This is a genomic window from Symbiopectobacterium sp., from assembly GCF_051710365.1.
Taxonomy (GTDB): domain Bacteria; phylum Pseudomonadota; class Gammaproteobacteria; order Enterobacterales; family Enterobacteriaceae; genus Symbiopectobacterium.
On the sequence record NZ_JBPETA010000281.1, the window covers coordinates 1 to 2934 of the forward strand.

At 51.6% G+C, this 2934-nt stretch carries 1 protein-coding gene and 1 pseudogene; one reads left to right on the forward strand and one right to left on the reverse strand.

The genetic code is table 11. From position 1 onward, the window contains the following. Positions 1-458: 458 nt before the first annotated feature. Positions 459-1190, reverse strand: a complete 732-nt coding sequence (locus tag ACTBDZ_RS16630; RefSeq protein ID WP_438816121.1) for a GntR family transcriptional regulator — start codon at positions 1188-1190, stop codon at positions 459-461. A 280-nt stretch (positions 1191-1470) separates the two neighbouring features. Between ACTBDZ_RS16630 and ACTBDZ_RS16635 the strand changes: the two are divergent. Next, positions 1471-2810: pseudogene (locus tag ACTBDZ_RS16635) on the forward strand (class-II fumarase/aspartase family protein). Positions 2811-2934 lie beyond the last annotated feature (124 nt).

Genomic DNA, 2934 nt, shown 5'->3' on the forward strand with positions numbered 1-2934 from the left:
ACGCCAATGGCAACATTACTTGATGGTAAACGGGTCTGGGCAGAAAAAAATCTGAACCAGATTTAATCTGACAGACACCTGTATAAATAACCGGTAACTGTCAGATCAGGTCTGAGCTAGTACATTTCATATCTGCCGTCATGGATGAACGTTTAACAGGGATGCAATCGTGATCGAAATGCTGGTTGCGTCGCCCGCCGTTACCGGCAAGCTACGCACATTCGGGTGTGTCAGTTTGCCGGAGAGATAATGCTGTTGTTTTTACTATCAGTGCTTACACGATCGATGCTTTCATGATCGATGTTTTCACAACGTATATCGCTTTGACTGTCCAAAAATCTCTCTCCGTAGTTATACTGCGCGTACTATAACGGCTGAATTCTAAACAACGGCTGAATTCTAAACGTATCTGCAACGTGTGAGTGATTCATATCCGTTTCATGAGGAACGCGACGCTCTTAGCCTTTTGCCCGCGTCAGTACGATAGAACACGCATAGCGATCGGCAGGGTGCACCGAAATCGTGGTTTCAAACGTATTGCCATCGCGATCCAGATAGCGGCGTACAATCTTCAGTGCGGGCGATCCTGGCTCAACGCCCAGCACCTTGGCAATTTTCGCTGACACGGTGACCGCAAAGATGGTCTGCCGCACCTCCTCACTTTGAATGCCGTAGTGGGTTTCGATCAGATCGCTGATCAGCGCAAAGGGATCGCTGCGCACCAATTGACGCACTTTGGTGAAGGTGGCGCTGGCGTAGCTGTCCGTCCAGCATATGGGGGCGTCTTTGTTTTCGCTGTCTTCCCGAATGCTGGCAACGTGTAGCCAGCGAGATCCCTGCTCACAGCCGATAGTCTGTGCCAGGTCATAGTCAGCAACCACTTCATCAATCCTTTTCACTACGCGCGGATTGTTTTTCGCCAGAAAAAACAGATCTTCCAGACAAGCCAGCGGGTGGTTTAGCCCTTTATGCTGCGCTTTGTCAGCCACTTGTGTGCCTGACCCCTTGCGTCGCGTAATCAATCCCTGCTCGGTCAGGTCGCGCAGCGCCTCTCGCATGGTGTGTCGGCTGACCTGATAGTGCTCGCACAGCGCCATTTCCGTCGGTAACAGGGAGCCCACCGGGTACTGTCCGGAGAGGATTTGCTGTGCAAGTTCACGCGCAATGCGCCGATACAACGATTCTTTCATAGGCAACGGTTTTTTTCCCGCATAGCTGATCAATATCACAAAGCTGCGCTAAAACGCTTTCGCTTTAATGTCCGTACATTCTATCTTGTCTGTACATTAACAATGTCCGTACATTTAAGTTTGTTCGTACATTTAACTGTGCTTGTACGTAAACAATAGTACAGATAGGTGAGTACCCGATGCGCCTGTCATGCCTCTTAGCAGTATTGGCTTACTGGTAACCCCATTACGGCATGACAGGCGCAGTTTATCACTCTTACTCTCATTTCAGGATGCTTTTATGGCTTCGAATGTGCTTGATTCCGTACTGTTTCGTGATGCATTTGGCACGCCAGCAATGCGCGCCGTTTTTGACGACCACGAGCTGATTAGAAAATATGTCATTGTTGAGATAGCGCTTGCCAAAGCGCAGGCGCGCTGTGGCGTCATCCCTGAGGCGGCGGCGCAAGAGATTGCCCAGCGCTGCAATGCCGATACGCTGGATTTTGATATACTGCGTCATGAAACCGAAATTGTCGGTTACCCGATTTTGCCGCTGGTGCATCAAATCTCCAAACAGGCAGGTGAGTCCGGTGGGTTTGTTCACTGGGGGGCAACCACTCAGGACATTATGGACACCGCTGTGGTTTTGCAAATCCGTGATGCTTTTGAGCTGATTGAGCAGGAAATCAAGACATTGCGTGGGACGCTTGCTGGCCTGGCGCAGCGTTATCGCACTACGCCGATGGCGGGGCGCAGGCTTTGCCAGTGACCTTTGGCTATAAAGCGGCTATCTGGCTTGATATGTTCGATCGTCATCAGGAGCGTTTGGAGCAGGCGCGTCCTCGCATTCTGGTCGGTGAATTTGCCGGTGCCGCCGGAACCTTGGCCTCTCTGGGTGATAAAGGGTTGGACGTTCAGAAAGCGTTGATGGAAGAGTTGGGGCTAGGGGTGCCTGTCTCTACCTGGCATGTGGCGCGCGATGGGTTTGCCGAAACGGTTAACCTGCTGGCGCTGATGACCGGGTCGCTGGGCAAGATTGCCTATGATGTGATGTTGATGGCATCCAATGAGTTTGGCGAACTGTATGAACCCTTTGTGAAGGGCCGCGGTGTCAGCAGCACCATGCCGCAAAAGCGCAATCCTATTTCGAGCGAATTGATGCTGGCATGTGCCAAAGGTGTGCGACAGCAAGCCGGTTTGATGTTAGATGCTATGGTACAGGATCTCGAACGTGCCACTGGGCCGTGGCATGCAGAATGGATCGCCATTCCTGAAAGCTTCATTCTCTCCGCCGGTGCGCTGCATCAGGCCAACTTTATGCTCAGCGGTCTGATTGTGGACGAACAGGCGATGGCACGTAATCTCGATATGACCAAGGGACTTATCGTCGCGGAAGCGGTGATGATGGGGCTGGCACCTTATATTGGTCGACAGGATGCGCACGATATCGTCTACGATGCCTGTCGCATCGTGAATGAGAAAGGCGGCCGACTGGCGGATGTGCTCAATGCGATGCCGAACGTGGCCGACCGTTTGGCACCGGAACTGATTGAGCGTTTGACCGATCCGACCAACTATCTGGGCATGGCACCAGAAATGGTCGATCAGGTGCTGAAAAGCTCTACCAGCCGGTCGTAATGTGTATTAGTCGCGACTTGATCTGACACTGGACCTTGCAAGGTTGAGAGTTACCGGTTTTGATATGGGTGTCCAATCCTTATACAAAACACGAGGTAACTCTCATGATTCATACTAACAATCC